An 18,517-nucleotide genomic window follows, 5' to 3' on the forward strand; every position below is an offset into this window, starting at 1 on the left:
TAGAGAGGATTGGTCAAGGATGAGTACAATCGCAACGTTTGAATGTGAAGTTGTTACTAAAGAATATCAGTTTGTCGGACAGAGCATTACGGCAAATTTTCCAAATTCATTCCCGGAAGCGGCAATAAAAGTCCAAACAGATTTCTTTCAAAACAGAAGATTTGAAGTAAGCAATGCATTGAATTCCGATATTTTATTTTCACCTTATATGTGCAATAGGGTGGTGGCGACTTATTTTGCCTGTTTAGAAGTGGAAGATTATACGTGCGATACACTTCCGGGCATGATTTCATTTACACTGCCGGAGACAGCATACGTAAAGATTGCGTGTACGAATAATACAATATTTGAAGGATATGAAAAGCTGTCGAAATGGTTGGAAGAAAACAACTATAAGCATAGACTGTACGGTGCATGTCAGATTGAAATCTATCATCACTTTCATGAAGGTGGGGAACAACCGGCCGAGGTTTTAATTCCGATTGAGAGATGATCACAAGAAAGAGGCTCCCGCGGAGAAATATAAAGGAAGTACAGGCCTCTATCGGCGCATATTCCAACGCTTGTAAAAAATAGAGGAACTACAGTCCTCTATTTCGGCGATTCTGCCTGTCCGACACCCGTTTGCACCGTGATAGCGCCCCCCAGTTCCTCTATTTCTCAGAGAGCGACGAAAATCCGGCAAATAAGACCTTTGCAAATCGTGCTTTAAAACAATGGACGAATACTATGAGTTTTACGCAATGAAAGTTAGAGAGAAGAAGGCTCACCTGCGTATGAACGAATGACTCCGCTATGATCGCTGAATTCGGACACCTTTCACAAAAACAAAAAAGCCACCCTAACGTGACTTAGTTTACTTGTCCGTATCTGGTTTATATCTTTGCATCGCGATTTCATCTTGAACTTTCTCTAAACCAGTAGCGGCTTCTTGCGCGACTGTTACACCATATAAAGATAGGTATATTTTATTAATGTCAGTTGCATAATTTTGTATATTCCCACTTTGATAAGCATCAAGATACGCTTGGGCTTGTTCGATTATCTCCGCTTGTTTCTTAGAAATAATTGAATAAATTTTAACATAGTAAGTGTCATTAGAAATATTAAATTTAATAAGATATTGTTTTTTTACCGGAAACATTTTTAAGTAGTGCAAACCGTGAATTTTATACTTTTTTGTAGTATGTCTTGGAGGCAACGGAAAATACTGATCTTTTGGGATATGATTAGACAAGTTTGATCTGAATGGAATTGCAAAATCCTGTCTCTTTCCATTAAATTTTAGTTTAACGATAATTAAATATGGTCTTTTTTCATTCTCATTGCTCATTAATTCCCTGCAAACTCCGTGTTGTTCAAAAAACTTGTCTGAAATAGAAGTAAATTTCATTTTTCCTCCAAGAAAAAATCCCTCCGTCATGTGGAGGGATTTGCCTGTGACATACAAGTGAGTAATATTCTCGATTTAAACTCTCCGTTACTCTCGGGGAGCAAACTTACAAGTGAATGATATTCTACATATTAACGTCCCCGTCATTCTCGGAGGACTAACTTACGAATGAGTAAAATTCTGGCCGTTACTCACGGTTACGCAACTTACATTTTCATTTTAAGGCCGAGTATTAAAATTGTCAATAAATAGTTAATCCACTGGTCGTTGTGCTGTGATAAAAACCCGAAAAAAATGCGCTTTTATAAAATCGCGGTCGTTTATCCTTGAATGTACTTCGATTTTTCTTATTAATGCAAACCATATTCCATAGCTTCTCCGTCTTTCTTTTTATGCTAAGATTTTTGAATTTTCGCAGGATTGTTGATTTTGTACGGCACGGGATGTTTGGTGAGCTTTTTCGCAACAATTTTACCCTCAAATGTGATCGTGTCCCCGATCGCCAGTTCCAGCTTTTTAAGCGTGGCGCTGTGGCTCGACCAGGCTGCGCCGACTTCGATCTCCGGCTCCGCAATGGAAACCGTTTCGTAGATGACCACTTCGTCGTCAGTGTCGGAGAAATTGTTCGGCACCGTGGTAAATTCCTTAACAGTGGCGGTCATTTTGACTTTTTCTTCGGGCAGTTGAAGCTTTTGCGCTTTTTCTTTTCTCGGTTTCTCTTTCGGCGTCTCTTCTGCCGCAGGTTCCGCAGTTTTCGCTTCCTCTGCGGGTTGAGCTTCTTTCTGCGGCTTTTCTAGCTGCGCTTCGGCCGGCTCTACCGAATCTTCCAACGCTGCGGACAATTTCTGTCCATAATTCGAGGCCTGCATCTCCTTCAGGTATGAAGGGTGGATGCAGTGTTTTTGCTTGTTGTCGAATTCAATGACCGCGGTGACGTTATCGACGAAGCCGACTATGCTGCAGGATAAATTCATTCCGTTGCCCTTGTAAAAATATGTTTTAGTTTTTGAAGCTTTATCTGTGAGCAGACCCCATTCCTTGCATTTTTCAATTTGTTCGGTCTCGGTTTCAAAAGCTTGATAGTTGCCGGGTTCAATGACAAATGCATACTCCATTACTTTCTCCGCCTTTCTATTATAGCTCTAGCATCTATACAAGATATTTTACCATTGTTTTGGTATTCGGCGTAACTGCGATTCGGGAGCGATAGTTTTCACAGTGCAACAGGCCGCCATGATTTTTGGCTAAATGGCCTACGTGCAAGAGGGTGGACCAAAGGCCAGGTAAATATCCGGACTTTAGACGGTTATGCTCCTCTCACCGGTGAAATAAGATGAAAAGGGGAATATTTCCAGAATTAATGGTACCATGAGGGAGGAGAGCGAAGTGCAGGCAAACATTGCCTTGAATTCACCGACCGACAAAGCGCGGGTAGGCACAACAATCGATTTTTTCACCATTTTATTTGCTCTTTGGCTATTATCAGGTGTATTTATCGACGGATATGCTCACGGTCATATCGATGAAACATTGGAGACATTTTTTACGCCATGGCATGCTATCTTGTACTCGGGATTTGTGGCATGCGCCTTGTGGTTCGCCTGGTTAACGTACCGAAATTACCGGCTCGGGTGGAGAGGCAGCGAAGCGATTCCGCTCGGTTACGGTTCCGGTATCGCCGGAGTATTGATTTTTGCCTTCGGCGGAGTGAGCGATATGATATGGCACATCATCTTTGGAATCGAAACCGGTATTGAGGCGTTGTACAGTCCATCCCATCTGTGCCTCTTCGTGGGCGGGACGTTGATCGTGTACAGCCCGTTCAAAAGAGCTTGGATTAAACGGTCCGCGGAAGGCGCAGCTTCGCCAAGTTTCGTACAATTGCTTCCTGCGCTCGTTTCGTTAGCTTTCGCTACCAGTTTCACCGCATTCTTCGCAATGAATTTCTGGGCGTTTATTTATGGGCACCCTACTCAAGGCTATAATGAATGGGTGATGGGTTTAGGCGGAGGTGAAAGGGTGCAGCATTACTTGTACGATCAGGGCCGGGTTCAGGGGATTGCGGATATTTTGATTACGAATGCGATTTTGATCATACCCATGCTGGTACTGCTCAAACGCTGGAACCCACCGTTTGGCAGCTTCACTCTTTTGATGACGGTGCCGATGATATTTATGAGCGTGCTGGACGGGTTTGACGATTATTCGATGATCGCCGTAGGGATCGTATCCGGTTTAACCGCGGATCTTGTCTGGCGTGTATTGCGCATGACTCGTAACGGGTGGAAGCTGCATCTTTTCATGGGACTATTGTCAGCGTTGGTATGGGGATTATACTTCTTGGTCATTGAAATAATTAGCAACGTGTCGTGGGAGCCGGAGTTTTGGGGCGGGGCGATCTTTCTTGCGGCTCTGAGCAGTTTGGTGTTCGGCAAGCTAAGCACCGCCGAAGTTTCTGAATAGTTGAACATAAAGCTGCCGGAATATCGATTCGGCAGCTTCTTTGGTCAATCCGATGATTCATCCCTTGTACATGGCGATTGTGCTCATTTCTAATTTCTCAGGAAGCGGTTCGCAATATTATAAAACTATTGTATATCCATCAAACCAAACTCTTCTGCAAAGCCCCTTGTTCCTACTTCGGTTACACGCACAGCCCTGCTGTCCGGCAAATGTTCCAACCATTTCAGCTCGAACAACCGTCTCGTAAGCGCCGCCCCCAAGCTCCCCGCCAAGTGGTGCCGGCGTTCGCTCCAATCCAAACACTGCCTGGCAAAATGTCTGCGTGTCCCAGTAGTTCCGTCCACTTCCACCCCGAAAGCAATCAGCTTCTTTCTTCCCGCTTCGCTCAAAATAAAATCTTTCCCCGATTGCTCGATCAGCTTCAATTCCATCAGCTTGTCCGTCAACGCAACGCCGATTTTGCCGGCAAGATGATCGTAGCACGTACGCGCAAAATGCAATGCCTTCAACCGGTCCGACTCCCGGAGCGATCGAACCGGCTTCGAAGGAGCGATCGCTTGAAGCGCCTCCAACGCGTGCGCCACTTCACTGCCGGCTAACCGGAAATATTTGTGCCTGCCGTAGTACTCGCTGACAAGCAATCCTCCTTCCACCAACTTCGTTAGATGTGAGCTTGCGGTCTGCGGCGATATTTGCGCGGCGCGAGCCAGTTCGCCGGCGGGCAAGGATTTTCCCCCAAGCAGGCTTATTAGCATCGCAATACGTGAAGGGTCGCCGATCAAAGTTGCGATTTCCGTAATATTAGGGTTAGTATTTGGGTTGTTTGAACTCATAATTTTCTGCCCTCCCGGGAGCTTGCCACAGCAAGTTTTTTATCCGACATTCATACTTCGATCATAATCGAATTGTCTTTGTGCTACAATCGCAAAAGAATCATATAAGTCCAGGAGGAGAGCATGAATATACTTATATATGGATTGCTTGTCATACTTGCCACTTCGCTGATGGGATCTTCCTTTGCCGTGGGGAAGATGGGCTTGGCCTACTTCTCTCCGTTATTTCTCGCAGGGCTTCGCTTTACGATTGCCGGCCTTCTCATGACTCTGTGGGTGAGGAAAAAGCGCCACCCCGCATCAACGGATGATTGGATGAAAGTCGGTGTTGTAGGACTCTTTCAAACTGCGGCTGTGATGGGTTGCATCTTCCTAAGTTTGCGCACGATCACGGCTGGAGAAACTTCCATACTTACTTTTGTGAATCCGCTGTTGGTTGTCATTTTTGGTACGTGGTTTCTCGGGTTGAGATACCGATTTTCTCAATGGATCGGGGTGTTGATCGGGTTTTTGGGTGTAGTTGTAACGCTCGGAGCGCATCTTCAATTGAAGACGGGGACTATTCTGGGGTTGGGTTCCGCTCTTAGTTGGGCTGTTGCGACCATTTTGGTGAAAAAGTGGGGGGCACGATTCGATATTTGGGTGCTGACCGCTTACCAAATGCTCATTGGCGGATTGCTTCTGTTGTTGGCGGGTGTAACCGTGGAGGACACGAAAATGATCATCAATTCGGCATCCGTATTGATAGTGTTATACCTCGCGATAATGGGGTCCATCGTACAATTTGCAACGTGGTATTACTTGCTGAACCGGGGGGATCCCGGAAAAACGAGCGCTTTCTTGTTTTTGGCGCCGTTCTTCGGCGTTTTCTCGGGTTGGGCTCTGCTCGGCGAAGAGGCTCAATGGTACGTTTATGCGGGGGGATTCCTTATTCTAGTCGGGATATTTCTCGCCAATTGGTCGTTCCGAGGTCAAAAGATTTCATATAAGCAATAGGGAAAAAATAGTATAGTAGTAGTTAAGCATATCTTGCCTTGGGCGGGATAGAATTGCCTCCGTTGGGAGGTGGTTCTATGGAATTTACTTTCGTTGAATTGATAGGTTTTGCGATGCTTGTCATTGCGATTCTGTCGTTTCGCGATAAAAAGTAATGACCCGCCTACAGGTTGAGCGCCTGGCGGGTCATTACTCCGGTTTTCCTTGGAGATTTCCCGTCCAAGAAGATATGCGGGGAGTCGGATGGCGTTCCGGCTCCTTATTTATTGTAAGCATATCATAGCTTGTTTAGACCTACAATGGTTATTCGTTTTCAAGCTGGAAGGAGTTTTTGTGTGGAATTTCGTTTGGAATATTTTCCTTGAAAACAGAACATACGTACGATATGCTGAAGTGAGAATTAAAAATATCAAAGCGTATGTAATGGAGGGCGTATGTATGAGCGAGACGTTAGCACGCAATGTCCCGGCGGTTTTGTTCGATGGAGGCACAATCAATGTAACATTGGAAGAGCACGAACATGCGATTGAATGGTGCCAAAGAGTGATGGGGATGAAAATCGCGCAACAGGAAAATTGGACGCCAGGTCCTGAAGCGGTTGTCGGAAAGATGACGCATATGGGCTGGGGAATCTGGATTGAATCCGGAAAGGCGGCGGACGGAACACCCGCTCCGACAGCGAGCCGTGAACATGCCGAATCGAATATCGGTTGGTATTGGAGCGCTCGAAACTTACGATCAAAATATGCCGAACTCCAACAAGCAGGCGTGCAGTTATCAAATATTTACATAGACCCGCAGGGAAGAGAAGTTTTTGATTTCCGTTTCATGAACACCGGTACATGGTTAACGGCAGTTGAAGATCCGGCGAAAGAAGATTCATTCTCCGATGCGGATACGTTCAGGATTAAGGTGAAAAATTTATCAAGATCCATCGAGTGGTATAAACAATATTTAGGTATGGAAGTATTGGTGGAACACCCGAAAGAGCAATATTGCGTGATGACGTTAGGAATCAATTATCATCCGGAAGGCCGCTCGAAGTGGGTGCTGGAGGAGGACCCGGATTTTATCTATCACGGCCCCATCGACGGCTTGTTCCGGACACGGAGTTTCGTTGGAAATCGCGAGGATTTTTTCGAGTACCATCGTTTTCTTAAAGAAAGCGGAAATCAAGTTTCGGAGATGGGCGGCTTCGTCAAGCAGGGAAGAGTGTATTTTCACGTATACGACCCGGATGGAAACCGGTTCGATATAAGTCACTGTTAAACCTATATCCCAATCCGCGCGATGACGACAAAAAGAACGGCCTCATCAATATCGACAGCGAAGGGTTCATCTACGTCGGTTCTTCCAACGGCTATTTCTCGAAGCTTCGCCTGAGATGAAAGAAAAGCGGGCCGCCGGTTTATATAACCGGCAGCCCGTTGCATGATTCAAGACCCTGTCGACCGGTAATGCCGCACACCGATATTCCAAGCTAGCAAGCATGGGAAAATAAAGACCACTCCCGCAAACGGTGTGAGCATGTAAAGAATCTCGTTGCCGTCTGCCCTGCCGACAAGATAGAGAAGCGGCATATAATTGATGCAGCCTAGCGGGATAATGAAGGTGTAGAACGTTTTCACCCATTTCCGATAAATATTAAGGGGATACTTAGCCATCTCCCGGCCTCCGTCGGTGAAAACATTCGCCACCTCCAGTCCTTGTACCGTCCAGAAGCTTAGTGAAGCGGCCGCTATAAAAATCCCGGTAAAAACCAACACGCCGCCCGATATCATTAACAGTAATGTCAACATTTTCGGAACGGTTATCACGCCGGGCAGGTGATACAAAGCCCATGCGAGTATGGCACAGCTTTGGACCAGGCGTCCCGCCCGGGCAAACTCGAATTTCGAACCTAACACCTGCAGTACGGTATTCCGAGGACGAACGAGCAGACGATCAAAATCGCCGTTAATGACCAAACTGGAAAAAGTGTCAAACCCGCGGGCGAACATTTCACTCAAAGAAAACGCCATACCGATAACCGCATAACAGAGCGCCGCCTCGTATAAACTCCAGCCTCTAAGATTGCCGAAACGTTCAAACATAAAATAAAGCCCCGCAAACGTGACAACCGGTCCCAAACTCTGGCCCAAGGTGAGCAGCCAGAACGAGACGCGATACTGCATCTGGGATTTAAGATGAATCAACATATATTTGCAGTACAAGATCATTGCATCAACCTCCTTGAATCACGACGCGTTGGAGCGCTTTACGCAGCAATTGCATGCCCATGACCATCAGAGCGGCCAACCACGACAGCTGCGAAAGAATACCCCGTAACGCCTCATCCTGCGGAATTTGACCGGAATATACGCGAAACGGGAAGTCGGCCGTCCAATGGAACGGCAACACATAGGTGATCTGTTGCAGCCAAGAAGGCATCAGAGGAACCGGTATGATCATGCCCGCAAAAAACTCTCCAATAATTCCGATCATAAGAATCGAGCCGATCGGGGACATCGTCCAGAAGACGGATATGTAGATGAACATGGAGATCGCGACAAGCACCAGGAGACCGAGAAAAAGCGTGACGACAAACAATGCAAACGCCGCCGGCGTCGGCGGCATGCTCATACGATAAGGTTCCGGCAGCAAGAAGATGACGATAATGAGCGGGAAACAGCGCAGAACGGCGCTGGACAGACGCTGAGCCAGGAGCTTGGCGTACCAGAACGGGTAAATGCCGCACGGCCTGCATAACTCATAGGCAATATTGCCGCTGATGATGAGCTGGAATATTTCATTGTCGCGAAACCAAAGCATAATAAAGGCGAGAAATATTTGCTGAAGCCATACGTAGGCGACCAGCTGCTCGAAGGACATAGGAGGCTGAGCCGTGCTTTGGCTGTAAAACGCCTCGAAAATCATAATAAATATGAATCCGAAAAATAACTGTGTCGCGATCCCGGCCAAGGCGGCCGCCCGGTACTGCAGGCCATTGACGAAGCGCAGCTTCATAACGGACAGGTAAGCATTCATATTTGATGCTCCTTATATAATTTCACAATGATTTCTTCCACCGGAGTTGATTCAATCGTGACATCGACAAGCTCGACCTCCTCGGACAATCGGGAAATTACGCCGGCAATCGGCACTTGCTCGGTGTCGACATTGAATACCGCCCGTTCAGGCGTCCAAGAAAGTGTTGTAGCGCCTTCAATTTCAACAGGCACTGCATGTTCGCGGTAATCGACCGTAATCGTGCGGTGCGTCCCGAATCTGCCCCGCAGCTCCTTCAGCGTTCCGTCATAGAGCAGTGTCCCTTTACCGATCATGAGAATCCGGTCTGCCAGCGCCTCGATATCGTTCATGTCGTGCGTGGTCAGTATGACGGTAACACCTTTTTCCTTATTGATCTCCTTAATAAACTTCCGAACCGCGATTTTGCTGACGGCATCAAGTCCGATCGTCGGTTCGTCCAAAAATAACAGTTTTGGCCCATGCAGAAGGGAGGCGGCGATTTCGCAGCGCATCCTCTGGCCCAAGCTGAGTTGTCTGACGGGTGTTTGCAGCAGGTCCTCCAACGCCAATGCCCCCGAAAGCAGATCAAGGTTGGATTTATAAGCCGAAGCCGGGATCTTATAAATGTCGCGCAGCAATTCGAACGAGTCGATTACGGGTACGTCCCACCAAAGCTGTGATCGCTGACCGAACACGACCCCAATATTTTTAACGTACTTTGTTCTTTCTTCCCAAGGTGTGAATCCCATAATGGAGCATGATCCGCGATCCGGCACCAATATTCCGCTCATCACCTTAATCGTGGTTGATTTCCCGGCGCCGTTAGGACCGATGTATCCTGCAATCTCCCCCTCATTGATCGAAAACGAGATGTTTTGCAGCGCTTCGACAATCGCGTGTTCGCGAACAAACAATGCTTTTGCCGCTTGCCTGAACCCCGCCGTTCTCTTAGCCACTTTGAACGCCTTGCTAATGCCCTGAAGAGCGATCATTTTTTTGAAAACCTCCTTATCCGTTTACCCATAAAAGATTTAACCGGAATTTTCAAAAAAAGTATAGACTTATAATTACAGATGAGTTATACTACTATTATAGAGGTTGAGGATACACTAATTTTAGTAGTGTATTTTTAAAAAACATTTGACAGACGACATTTGAAGTTATAATATAGTGATTGTCGACTTTCGAAATTTTGAGATGAATATTTTAACATTGACGTTTACATAAACAGGTTGCCAATGATAAGTCATGGCGACCTGTTTTTTCTTTGGAGGTTGATCATAACGTATTGGGAGAATATACTCGATTATAACCACGACTCAGCAGCGGAGAGAGGGGCACTTAAGTATGAACTCGGATTGGACCAAGGCGGATGAGCCGCTCCGCTCCATTACGGTAACCGGAAACGAACGGAATGAACCGGTGATGATTTCCGGCTTTTCGGAAGGTCTTCGCTGCATCGGAATCGGGACGGATGCGGCCGTATTCACATATGATCGAACGCCGGGATATGCATATAAAGTTTACTCGGATCTTGCGCTGGAGAAGAAGGAGACCGAGAGGAGCGTATATGAACGGCTTGAGGGGATTCCTTATTTTCCGACGTATTATGGGAGCGGCTCGAACTATTTGGTGCTGAGCTATGAACAGGGAGTCACTCTGTTGGACTGCTTGCTGCAGGGCATTCCGGTTCCGGAGCAGGTCATTGACGATGTGGAAGAAGCGAGAGCGCTAGTACGCAGCCGCGGACTGAATCCGCGGGACATTCATCTGAAGAATGTACTCATGCAGAACGGACGAGCCAAAGTGTTGGACGTATCGGAATATGCCAAGGAGGGGAACGACAAACGTTGGGAGCATTTGGTTTGGGCGTACCGCAGCTTCTATCCGGGCGTTGAAGGCAAGAAAATCCCCGCCTGGGTGCTGGATGCGGTCAAAAATGCGTACGTCAGATTAGATCAAGCAAGTGTAAGCCTTGACGAGTTTGCGCAGCGTATCAGCCAGCTGTTCTCCAAGTTCCTGTAAGATGGCTAAGTTAGACTATTTGTTTTCGATTTTGTGGCCTGCACAATGAAATCTATTTGTCGGACCCGCGCAAGATTGCAGCTTCATCGTTGAAGACGATTCTTCGTTATCCTGTAATAAGCATTTAGGAAACGGCTTGTTCCTTATTCTCTTCTTTAAGCACCAAAGAACGGTAGATGGAATCGTTGCGCAGCAGCTCCTCGTGAGTGCCTTGTTCCGCAACGGTTCCGCCGTCTATGACAAATATGTGATTCGCGTTGCGAATGGTGGACAACCGGTGGGCGATCACGATCGTCATGCGGCCTTCGCGCAGCAAGTCCAAATTTATCTGCACCTGCCGCTCCGTCTCCAAATCGAGAGATGAAGTCGCTTCGTCGAGGATCAAAATTTCCGTGTCCCTAAGTACCGCGCGGGCTAACGCCAAGCGCTGGCGCTGGCCGCCGGACAGCGTGACGCCCCGCTCGCCGATAACCGTATCGTAACCGTTCGGAAGCCCGGCTATGAAGTCGTGTATCATCATAGCCCGGCATATCTCGATCAGTCTCTCTTCCGATATGTGTTCATGACCGAGCAGCAAGTTCGTCCGGATCGTGTCCGGAAACAAATACGGTTCTTGGAAGACAATCGTGACCTTGCTCATCCAATCCGGGCGCTTCAGTTCCTGAATTCGTATACCGTTCGCGGCAATCGTACCTTGAATCGGATCGAAAAATCTTGCCAGCAAGCTCGCTATCGTCGATTTCCCGCTTCCGCTGGAGCCGACGAACGCGATCTTCTGTCCCGCTTCCATGGTCAAGCTGATTCCTTTCAGCACCTGCTGTGTCCCGGCCCCGTACCGGAAACAAACCGAGTCGAATCGAATGAAGCGAATCGGCTCCGATAATTTTTTCGTGCCTTCCGGAATCGTGTCGCCTTCTATTACTTTTCTAATGCGTTCTATCGATGCGGCCTTCCCCGACAATTCCATTACAAAATGGTACAGCCCGTTGAACGAATCCATCATTCGCGTCGTGAACTGCACCGAAATGACAAACATACCGAGGGACAACTCATCATTCATAACAAGAATTCCTCCATATAGAAGGACGAACAGCAGGGAACCCCATTTCAACGGGTCGCTAAGCAGCAATTGTTTGTTGATCAGCTTGCCTTCCGCCATGATGCTGTTGAAGAACGAAGCGAAATATTTCCGGTAAATGTTCGATTCCCACTCTTGCCGGTGAAATGCGATTACTTCACGAGTCGAAGAGACGCCTTCCTCCAGATGAACGAGCAGTGCGGAGCGTGTTTTGTTTACTTCCGCGGACGCTTTCTTGCGCGCCGCGCCGAAACGCTTGCCTAATGCAATGTACAATGCGACAAAGACAAGCATCGCTCCCAGCATGTACGGGCTGGCCGCTGCCATTACGCCGGCTATAACCAGGGCGGTCACAAGCTGCTGCGCGAGCCGAGGCAGATCGCTGCCGCCGGCGTTCGCGCATGTTTGCAAATCGTTGGTAAAGTGATACACGTAATCGGCGGTTCTCTCCTTCTGGATCGTGCCGGTCGGGACTCGAAACATATGCCGCATTAATTCGCTGCCCATGGAAAGGCGGAGCTTCGCCACCGCATGATGAATTGCGTGCGGACCGAACGTGAACAACAGCGAGTAAACGAGGTAGGCGGCGGATATTTGAATCAACACAGGCCAAAACCGTTCCGTCTTCCCGGCGACGAACACGTCGTCGATCATCGATTGCTGCAACGCGACGGACGCCAAGCTGGAAAGAGCCTCCAAAGCCATCAATACTACAGCGAATAACAACAAACCTTTCACCCTGCGGACATGCGACCATAACCACTTCACATTAGCCATGGAGAACTTCAACCTCCTCTTGACGGCGGGAACCTTTTGACAATTGATAAAATGCTCCCCGCAGCCCGATCAACTCGCCATACGTCCCCATCTCCACCGCGCGGCCGTCTTCCATCACCACAATGCGGTCGAAATCCATAATCGTGGATAAACGGTGCGCCACCGCAATTACGGTTCTTCCTTCGAGCAAGGTGTCGAAAGCCTTCTGCACCTCGGCTTCGCTTGTGTTGTCCAATGCGGATGTAGCCTCGTCAAGAAGGATGATCGCCGGATTCTGAATGAACATCCGGGCGATCGCTATGCGCTGCTTTTGTCCTCCCGACAATTTGACGCCCCTTTCGCCGACAAGCGTATCGTAGCCTTCCGGCAGGCCGGAAATAAAATCGTGGGCGAACGCCGATTTTGCCGCCATGATCACCTCTTCTTCGGTGGCGTCCGGTTTGCCGAAGCGGATATTCTCTTTCACGGAGGAACCGAAAATATAAGTCTCTTGGAATACGTAACCGAGCGTGCCGCGAAGCGAGGCGAACGACAATGACCGGATCGGGATGCCGTCAATTGCGACCGATCCTTCGACCGGGTCGTAGAATCTTCCGATCAATTTCAGTACGGTCGATTTGCCGTTGCCGCTCGTTCCGACAAGGGCGATCTTCTCCCCTGGAGCGACATTGAGATTGAATCCGCGAAGCACCGGCTGCCCGGGATGGTAGTCGAACGAGACATTCTCGAATTGTATCTCTCCCCTCACTTCAGTCAGGTGTTGAGGATGCGCCGCTTCTTCCACCTGGGGGCGCTGCCGTATGAACCGATACAATCGTTCCGCTTGGTACATCAGCACTTTCTGCTCGGTTACGTTCGTAACGACAATGGTCAAACGGTGCATGGCGGAGAAATAATACATCAAGAACGATACGAATTCGCCTATGGAAAGATCGTTTCTCCGCAGCAAATAGTAACCGTAAATGAAGATCGCGACGCCGCCGATGTTATAAGTGATTCTGCGGTTGGTCCCTCTCCAGTATGCGTACCAATACGTCTTGATCATGCTGGCGTTAAACTTCTTAACTTTATCGATATACCGGTTCAAATCCCATGGCTCGGCGGAGAAGGCGCGAAGCTCCGATAGTGCGGATATGCTTTCGTACGCTTTCTGATTTTCGGCGACCCGGTCGTCGGACATGATTTTCCCTGTGATCGACGCTTTGCGCTCCAAGTAAGGGCCAAATATGTAGTACAGCAAGAAGCAGGGCAGCACAATAAGCGACAATTGAGGACTTGTGGAAATCATGAGCGAGATGGAGATGACGGAGAATATGACACCGTCGATGAACCACGGAAAGTGATGCCTGTACAAATTTTGCAATGCGCCTACTTCCGTGTTCAGAAACGAGAGGGTTTGTCCGACGGGATGCTGCTCGTAATACGCAAAACCTAACTTTCGCAAATGCCGAAAGACGGAATATTATACGTCTCTCGCCGTTTTCTCCTGAAGATGGCGGCGGATCAGATTTTGCAGCATGCTCGCCGCAAGCACGAGTCCGATCACACCGAGCAGCGCGAAGATGAGTTGATAAAACAGATTGCGGTTTTCATGCGGAATGACGACGTCGATAAACAATTGGATGAATTTCGGAACGAGCAGTTCCGCGGCGGATAGAACGGAAGTCGTTGCAACAAGGAGAAGCAGCATACCAAGATACGGTTTGAGATACGATAGAGACCAGAGATACACTTTCCACAGAGGAATTCTCTGGTCGGAGGAATCGCTGTCCGGTTGACTCTTAGGCGGTTGGTGCAATCACGTCACCCCTTCCAAAGGATAACGTCCATTTTATGGATGTTGCACAGCGCTGTCAATAGTTATTAATAATACATTCTATGGGAATATGGGATATGAGTGTCTATTATACTGTGGAGGGCAACCGCAATTGCCCTCGTTTTATGTACAGCCGCTCTGTTGACATTTTTGGGAGTGCTCAAGATTTTGATCGCACCTTGGTTATACTACCTCATTGTCGCATGTTACGGTATTGTAGTAATATGGCTGACTGAAATAGCGAAACGGTCGCTGCATCGGGTGAGATAAGAAGTGATACTCGTAAAAAAACTATTGACAATAGAACGTATGTTCCGTATCTTCGAGAGAGAGTGCAAATAATACGAGGAAAAGGATGAATCGAACATGAACTTCGATACGGCTTTGCTGGTCATTGATGTGCAGGTCGGGATGTTTCCGAAAGACGATCCCGTGTATGCGGGAGATGTACTGCTGGAACGGATTGGAGGACTGATTGCAAAAGCCCGGTCCAAAGCCGTTCCCATAGTGTATGTTCAGCACAACGAAGGCGAAGGGGAACCTTTGCAAACAAACACTCCTGCGTGGAATATACACCCTGCCATCGCTCCGGGTAATACGGACATCATCATTCAGAAGCATACGCCGGACTCTTTCCATGAAACGAACCTTCAGAACGAATTGACGGCCAAAGGTATTAAAAAGCTTGTTTTGACAGGCATTCAGACGGACCTCTGTGTGAATGCGACTGCACGTCGTGCAAGCGAGTTGGGATACGATGTTACCGTGGCGAAAGACGCGCACAGCACGTGGAGCCAACGAAACGTCGGCGCGCAGCAAATTATAGACCGACATAATGACCAATTTCGGGAGTTTGCGAGCGTGATAGAGTCGGAGAACATAAAGTTTTCTCAATAAGTTAAATTCGATTGTAATCTCCGTTCCACTCTTTGATTGCTCGCTTAATTTGTTCGCTTGTGAGGTTCTCTTTCACGGCTTGTTTGCTCAATTCCGGGAACTCCGCATCGCTTGCGAAACGAAGCCCGACGATTTGTTTCAACGTTAAGCGCGGATCAAGAAGCTGTCCGGTCAATACATAATGCCTGAGCTGCTGTTCGGCGCGAATGACCCGATCCTGCACCCTCAGAGGATATACCCGAACTAATAATACCGCTAAAACTAGAACAATGCTCATCAATAAACTCAGAATGGAAAGCCAGATATTTTCCCCCGATTGCACGGCACCGAACACCATGATGATCGTTCCCACCAAGACTATAAAGCTGAGCGGCGCCATTACGAAGTGAAACTTCGGATCAAACTTGCGGTGATTGTTATAATTTTGACCTTGCAACATCTTCACGCCCTTCTAATTGATAATTGGTAAACTTGCCCAATCGGCTTTCGAATCTATTATATTTTATTTGAATACTTATGTAGTACTAAAATATCGTAAAGTTTTGCGACTTTTCGGGCTCGCAAGGGAGTCGAAGGCCGATCGTAAAGATCCGGCCTTTTTTCGGCATCACGAAACAAACGAAAATGAACACAATTGTGTTATAATCATACAAACCGCATAACAGTTTCGATGTTACCATGCAAACATGTCCCGTTAGAGGAGTTACATATGTTCGCGATCGAGAGACTGAATAAAATTAAAGAATTGCTATATAGGGAGAAGCGGGTGGACGTCTTCGAGCTCAGCGAGCTGTTTTCCGTAACGGAGGCAACGATCCGCCGAGACTTGGACAAGCTGGAACAGACGGGCATCCTGGTTAAGATTTACGGCGGCGCCGTGCTTAAAGAGGATGCGGCAACCGCTTTGCATCCGCTTATACCCGACGCCGACGACGCGGTCAGCGAGGAGAAAAGAATGATCGGAAAAATCGCCGCACAGATGATTGAGAACGGCGATGCGATCTACCTTTCTCCGGGAACGACCTGCTTGGAAATTGCGCGAAATATTAAGGACAAGAAGATCACGGTGGTCACTAATGACTTGCTGATCGGGTTAGCTTTGAAGGATATCGCGGGAATCAAGGTCATTATGACCGGCGGGGATATTATACATGCTTCAACTACTCTTGTAGGGGGATTTACATTACAAACGCTTAACGGGATTTATATCAACAAATCTTTCGTAAGCGTTAAAGCGGTACATTTGAGTGCCGGCTATACCCTTAACAGCTATGAAGAAGTGATGGTCATCGAGAGCGTCGGTAAAATATCCAACGAAATGATTGTTGTGGCGGATTACACGAAGTTCAACCATACCGGGTTCGCAAAGCTCGGCGATTTAACGATCGCCAAGAAAGTGATCACCAACAAACAAGTACCCTCGGAATATAAAAAATATTATTTTGAACATGCGATAAAGCTTTACACGACTTTTGAGTTCGAGTGAAAAGAGGGAACCGGTTGAATCCACATTTGGAAATGCGCAATATAACCAAAAGCTTTGGCGAAAATATCGTTCTTAACGGCATACATTTTTGCGCGGACCGGGGACAGGTGCATTCGCTGATCGGAGAGAACGGAGCCGGCAAATCGACGCTGATGAAAATTTTGGCCGGATTGTTCATGCCGGATTCCGGTGAAATCTTGATCGACGGTCAACCCGTTTCCTTGAACAATCCGAAGCAAGCGCAAGAACTGGGCATATCGATGATTTATCAGGAGATCAGGTTGTTTCAAGATTTAAATATTGTTGAAAACGTATTCATCAGGAGGGAGCCGGTCAAGAAATGGATTCGGTTAATTGATTGGGACAAAGCGTACAGAGAAACGGAGAAATATTTGAAGGAATTGGGTTTGAATATTAATGTCCGTACCCCCGTGAAAAATTTAAGCCAAGGACAGCAAAAATTCATTGAGATAATCCGGGCTTTATCGTTCGACGCGAAAATTATCATTATGGACGAACCTACCGCAGCCTTAAACGAGCAAGAAATCGAAGTGTTGTTTAGAGTCATCAAAGATATTAAGAAAATGGGCGTCACTGTCATCTATATTTCCCATCGCATTGAAGAGATTCATAAGATCGCGGACCATATAACGGTGATCAGAGACGGTCAGGTGATTCAAACGTGCGCAATCGGTGAAATAGACTTGAACCGCATTGTGAAGGCAATGGTCGGCAAGGAGCTTGATGACCGGTATCCCAAATTAAACGTCAAGCACGGCAAAGAAATATTGCGGGTGGAACAGCTTCGATATAACGGCCGGGCAGTGAACGCGAGCTTCTCCGTAAATAAAGGGGAAATCGTCGGATTAACCGGATTGAGCGGCTCGGGCAGACGTTTGCTGGCGAAGGTACTGTCAGGCATTGAGGGACCTTATGAGGGGACAATATATATTAACGGCAAACCGTACAAGTCTATGACTCCGCATGTTGCAAAGGCTCAGGGACTTTGTTATGTGACAAGCATCGGAACGGACGAAGGCTTGATCAGCAACACGCCGATTACGGAAAACATTACGCTTTCCAATTTAAAACGGATTTCGAAAGGCGGTTTTATCGAGCGGCACACTGAAGTTACTCTATCGCAGGACTTGATCGAACGGTTGGAGATCAAAGCCAGCGAAACGGAAATCGTTGAAAATTTAAGCGGCGGCAATCAGAAGAAGGTTATTTTTGCGAGATGGCTGTTTGCCAACGCTAAAGTGTTGATTATTGAAGAGCCGACCGCGGGTATCGATATCAGCTCGAAAATCGACATCTACAATATAATGAATGAGCTCGTTTTGTCGGGCGCGTCCATCATTATGATCTCCTCCGATTTATCAGAGGTGATGGGTATGTGCGATAGGATCATGGTTATGTATAGCGGAGAAATCCGCAAAATTTTCCGCAGGGAAGAGGCGACGCAGGAAGATATTCTTTATTATGCTTCGGGGGGCAGATAGATGACGATTGTCGTCGGTGTTCGGATGGTGACGTCGGAATTGATATGCAGCCGGTTTTGGCTGCATTTTTTTCTTGGCATGCCCAATTTCCGGCAGTTTGCCTCGTAAGGTCAAAAATTGATCCTATCCGTAGAAATAGGGTCTTTTTTTGACCCTATACTAAGCCTGAGAGGGGATTTCCAGGGCGATTTAGCGAAATAGGCTCAATTTTTGACCTTAACAGGCACAGTCAAACTCCGATT

Annotated in this window: 18 protein-coding genes and 1 pseudogene; 8 read left to right on the top strand and 11 right to left on the bottom strand. The window is 47.5% G+C overall.

Going from position 1 to position 18,517, the window contains the following annotated elements; all coding sequences use genetic code 11:
* Positions 1-19 precede the first annotated feature (19 nt).
* Entirely contained in the window at positions 20-493 is a 474-nt protein-coding gene (locus JET16_RS18290; RefSeq protein ID WP_199618253.1) for a GyrI-like domain-containing protein, read from the top strand.
* 363 nt (positions 494-856) lie between these two features.
* Here JET16_RS18290 and JET16_RS18295 read toward each other — a convergent pair whose 3' ends face one another.
* Positions 857-1,393: a hypothetical protein gene (locus JET16_RS18295; protein ID WP_199618255.1), complete on the bottom strand. Its 537-nt coding sequence runs from the start codon at positions 1,391-1,393 to the stop codon at positions 857-859.
* Positions 1,394-1,788: 395 nt separating this feature from the next.
* Positions 1,789-2,508 (bottom strand): hypothetical protein, encoded by a 720-nt coding sequence (locus tag JET16_RS18300; protein WP_199618257.1) that lies wholly within the window; start codon positions 2,506-2,508, stop codon positions 1,789-1,791.
* 271 nt (positions 2,509-2,779) lie between these two features.
* Between JET16_RS18300 and JET16_RS18305 the strand changes: the two genes are divergently transcribed.
* Complete coding sequence (locus JET16_RS18305) at positions 2,780-3,856, top strand: hypothetical protein (protein ID WP_199618259.1); 1,077 nt, start codon at positions 2,780-2,782, stop codon at positions 3,854-3,856.
* Between the two features lie 125 nt (positions 3,857-3,981).
* Here the strand turns inward: JET16_RS18305 and JET16_RS18310 are convergent, their stop codons facing one another.
* Positions 3,982-4,689, bottom strand: a complete 708-nt coding sequence (locus tag JET16_RS18310; protein ID WP_199618261.1) for an ArsR/SmtB family transcription factor — start codon at positions 4,687-4,689, stop codon at positions 3,982-3,984.
* A 123-nt stretch (positions 4,690-4,812) separates the two neighbouring features.
* On the opposite strand from JET16_RS18310, the gene JET16_RS18315 reads away from it, so the two are divergent.
* Both JET16_RS18315 and JET16_RS18320 read left to right on the top strand, forming a co-directional pair.
* Positions 4,813-5,685, top strand: a complete 873-nt coding sequence (locus tag JET16_RS18315) for a DMT family transporter (protein ID WP_199618263.1) — start codon at positions 4,813-4,815, stop codon at positions 5,683-5,685.
* Between the two features lie 438 nt (positions 5,686-6,123).
* Positions 6,124-6,954 carry a VOC family protein gene (locus tag JET16_RS18320; protein WP_199618265.1) on the top strand — a complete coding sequence of 277 codons (831 nt, stop codon included), beginning with the start codon at positions 6,124-6,126 and terminating at the stop codon, positions 6,952-6,954.
* Positions 6,955-7,121: 167 nt separating this feature from the next.
* Here JET16_RS18320 and JET16_RS18325 read toward each other — a convergent pair whose 3' ends face one another.
* The 3 genes from JET16_RS18325 to JET16_RS18335 are packed head-to-tail and all read right to left on the bottom strand — an operon-like array spanning position 7,122 to position 9,686.
* On the bottom strand, positions 7,122-7,904 hold the full coding sequence (locus JET16_RS18325) for an ABC transporter permease (RefSeq protein ID WP_199618272.1): 783 nt from the start codon (positions 7,902-7,904) through the stop codon (positions 7,122-7,124).
* 4 nt (positions 7,905-7,908) lie between these two features.
* Positions 7,909-8,712, bottom strand: a complete 804-nt coding sequence (locus tag JET16_RS18330; RefSeq protein WP_199618274.1) for an ABC transporter permease — start codon at positions 8,710-8,712, stop codon at positions 7,909-7,911.
* Entirely contained in the window at positions 8,709-9,686 is a 978-nt protein-coding gene (locus tag JET16_RS18335; RefSeq protein WP_199618284.1) for an ABC transporter ATP-binding protein, read from the bottom strand. Before JET16_RS18335 ends, JET16_RS18330 begins: the two co-directional genes overlap by 4 nt.
* A 355-nt stretch (positions 9,687-10,041) precedes the next feature.
* Here JET16_RS18335 and JET16_RS18340 point away from each other — a divergent pair, with 355 nt between their 5' ends.
* On the top strand, positions 10,042-10,719 hold the full coding sequence (locus JET16_RS18340) for a serine/threonine-protein kinase (protein ID WP_199618288.1): 678 nt from the start codon (positions 10,042-10,044) through the stop codon (positions 10,717-10,719).
* Between the two features lie 124 nt (positions 10,720-10,843).
* Here the strand turns inward: JET16_RS18340 and JET16_RS18345 are convergent, their stop codons facing one another.
* The 4 genes and pseudogenes from JET16_RS18345 to JET16_RS18355 all read right to left on the bottom strand — a co-directional run bounded on the left by JET16_RS18345 (position 10,844) and on the right by JET16_RS18355 (position 14,372).
* Positions 10,844-12,574, bottom strand: coding sequence for an ABC transporter ATP-binding protein (locus JET16_RS18345; RefSeq protein WP_199618291.1), 1,731 nt, complete (start codon positions 12,572-12,574; stop codon positions 10,844-10,846).
* Positions 12,567-13,475 (bottom strand): ABC transporter ATP-binding protein, encoded by a 909-nt coding sequence (locus tag JET16_RS30880; protein WP_325176725.1) that lies wholly within the window; start codon positions 13,473-13,475, stop codon positions 12,567-12,569. The genes JET16_RS18345 and JET16_RS30880 overlap by 8 nt, the downstream gene beginning before the upstream one ends.
* A 3-nt stretch (positions 13,476-13,478) precedes the next feature.
* A pseudogene (locus JET16_RS30885) lies at positions 13,479-14,021 on the bottom strand (ABC transporter transmembrane domain-containing protein); the annotation flags it as partial.
* A 15-nt stretch (positions 14,022-14,036) separates the two neighbouring features.
* On the bottom strand, positions 14,037-14,372 hold the full coding sequence (locus JET16_RS18355) for a hypothetical protein (RefSeq protein ID WP_199618296.1): 336 nt from the start codon (positions 14,370-14,372) through the stop codon (positions 14,037-14,039).
* Between the two features lie 384 nt (positions 14,373-14,756).
* On the opposite strand from JET16_RS18355, the gene JET16_RS18360 reads away from it, so the two are divergent.
* The gene (locus tag JET16_RS18360; RefSeq protein ID WP_199618298.1) at positions 14,757-15,287 is read left to right on the top strand and encodes a cysteine hydrolase family protein; all 531 of its coding nucleotides are present in this window, start codon (positions 14,757-14,759) and stop codon (positions 15,285-15,287) included.
* Between the two features lies 1 nt (position 15,288).
* On the opposite strand, the gene JET16_RS18365 is transcribed toward JET16_RS18360, so the two are convergent.
* Complete coding sequence (locus JET16_RS18365) at positions 15,289-15,726, bottom strand: DUF6526 family protein (protein WP_233531849.1); 438 nt, start codon at positions 15,724-15,726, stop codon at positions 15,289-15,291.
* 270 nt (positions 15,727-15,996) lie between these two features.
* On the opposite strand from JET16_RS18365, the gene JET16_RS18370 reads away from it, so the two are divergent.
* Together JET16_RS18370 and JET16_RS18375 are read left to right on the top strand one after the other, a co-directional pair.
* On the top strand, positions 15,997-16,773 hold the full coding sequence (locus tag JET16_RS18370) for a DeoR/GlpR family DNA-binding transcription regulator (RefSeq protein WP_199618300.1): 777 nt from the start codon (positions 15,997-15,999) through the stop codon (positions 16,771-16,773).
* Between the two features lie 14 nt (positions 16,774-16,787).
* On the top strand, positions 16,788-18,275 hold the full coding sequence (locus JET16_RS18375) for a sugar ABC transporter ATP-binding protein (protein WP_233531850.1): 1,488 nt from the start codon (positions 16,788-16,790) through the stop codon (positions 18,273-18,275).
* The last annotated feature ends 242 nt before the right edge of the window (positions 18,276-18,517 follow it).

Source organism: Paenibacillus alkalitolerans, from assembly GCF_016482785.1.
In the GTDB taxonomy this organism is placed as follows: domain Bacteria; phylum Bacillota; class Bacilli; order Paenibacillales; family YIM-B00363; genus Paenibacillus_AE; species Paenibacillus_AE alkalitolerans.

Bases quoted from the DNA above. Each gene is read 5' to 3' on its own strand.
- JET16_RS18290 (WP_199618253.1), top strand. From the start codon at position 20: ATGAGTACAATCGCAACGTTTGAATGTGAAGTTGTTACTAAAGAATAT.
- JET16_RS18295 (WP_199618255.1), bottom strand. From the start codon at position 1,393: ATGAAATTTACTTCTATTTCAGACAAGTTTTTTGAACAACACGGAGTT.
- JET16_RS18300 (WP_199618257.1), bottom strand. From the start codon at position 2,508: ATGGAGTATGCATTTGTCATTGAACCCGGCAACTATCAAGCTTTTGAA.
- JET16_RS18310 (WP_199618261.1), bottom strand. From the start codon at position 4,689: ATGAGTTCAAACAACCCAAATACTAACCCTAATATTACGGAAATCGCA.
- JET16_RS18315 (WP_199618263.1), top strand. From the start codon at position 4,813: ATGAATATACTTATATATGGATTGCTTGTCATACTTGCCACTTCGCTG.
- JET16_RS18320 (WP_199618265.1), top strand. From the start codon at position 6,124: ATGAGCGAGACGTTAGCACGCAATGTCCCGGCGGTTTTGTTCGATGGA.
- JET16_RS18325 (WP_199618272.1), bottom strand. From the start codon at position 7,904: ATGATCTTGTACTGCAAATATATGTTGATTCATCTTAAATCCCAGATG.
- JET16_RS18330 (WP_199618274.1), bottom strand. From the start codon at position 8,712: ATGAATGCTTACCTGTCCGTTATGAAGCTGCGCTTCGTCAATGGCCTG.
- JET16_RS18335 (WP_199618284.1), bottom strand. From the start codon at position 9,686: ATGATCGCTCTTCAGGGCATTAGCAAGGCGTTCAAAGTGGCTAAGAGA.
- JET16_RS18340 (WP_199618288.1), top strand. From the start codon at position 10,042: ATGAACTCGGATTGGACCAAGGCGGATGAGCCGCTCCGCTCCATTACG.
- JET16_RS18345 (WP_199618291.1), bottom strand. From the start codon at position 12,574: ATGGCTAATGTGAAGTGGTTATGGTCGCATGTCCGCAGGGTGAAAGGT.
- JET16_RS30880 (WP_325176725.1), bottom strand. From the start codon at position 13,475: ATGTATTATTTCTCCGCCATGCACCGTTTGACCATTGTCGTTACGAAC.
- JET16_RS18360 (WP_199618298.1), top strand. From the start codon at position 14,757: ATGAACTTCGATACGGCTTTGCTGGTCATTGATGTGCAGGTCGGGATG.
- JET16_RS18365 (WP_233531849.1), bottom strand. From the start codon at position 15,726: ATGTTGCAAGGTCAAAATTATAACAATCACCGCAAGTTTGATCCGAAG.
- JET16_RS18370 (WP_199618300.1), top strand. From the start codon at position 15,997: ATGTTCGCGATCGAGAGACTGAATAAAATTAAAGAATTGCTATATAGG.